Source organism: Pseudomonas sp. 86_A, assembly GCF_017491705.1.
GTDB lineage: Bacteria > Pseudomonadota > Gammaproteobacteria > Pseudomonadales > Pseudomonadaceae > Aquipseudomonas > Aquipseudomonas koreensis.
This window is the reverse complement of sequence record NZ_JAFGYS010000147.1, coordinates 1-461: the sequence shown is the minus strand read 5'-3', so window position 1 is coordinate 461 and position 461 is coordinate 1. Positions and strand designations below refer to the sequence as shown.

Below are 461 nucleotides of genomic sequence, written 5' to 3'. Positions count from 1 at the left end.
ATATCAACCGGCCAGGTTTCCAGCGCCTCGCTCATCAGCGTGTGGTTAGTGTAGGAGAAGACCTGACAACACACCTCAAACGCGTCGTCCCAGCTAAATTGGTGCTCATCGATCAGCAGACGCATCATCTCAGGAATCGACAGTACCGGATGGGTATCATTGAGATGAATCGCGATTTTATCCGCCAGGTTATCGTAGGTTTTATGCAACTGATAATGGCGGCTTAAAATGTCCTGAATGGTCGAGGAAACCAGGAAGTATTCCTGACGCAGGCGCAGCTCACGCCCGGAGTAGGTGGAGTCATCCGGATACAGTACGCGAGATACGTTCTCGGAGTGGTTTTTATCTTCCACTGCCGCGAAGTAGTCACCCTGGTTGAATTTACCGAGGTTAATTTCGCTACTGGCTTGCGCACTCCACAAACGCAGCGTGTTGGTCGCGTCGGTGTCGTAACCAGGGAT

The 461-nt window shown here is 51.6% G+C and carries 1 protein-coding gene; it reads right to left on the bottom strand.

The window, feature by feature from the left end; translation table 11 throughout:
• Positions 1 to 461 (bottom strand): glycogen/starch/alpha-glucan phosphorylase (locus J5M57_RS28430; protein ID WP_207938534.1); only part of this gene is annotated, 461 nt, incomplete at both ends.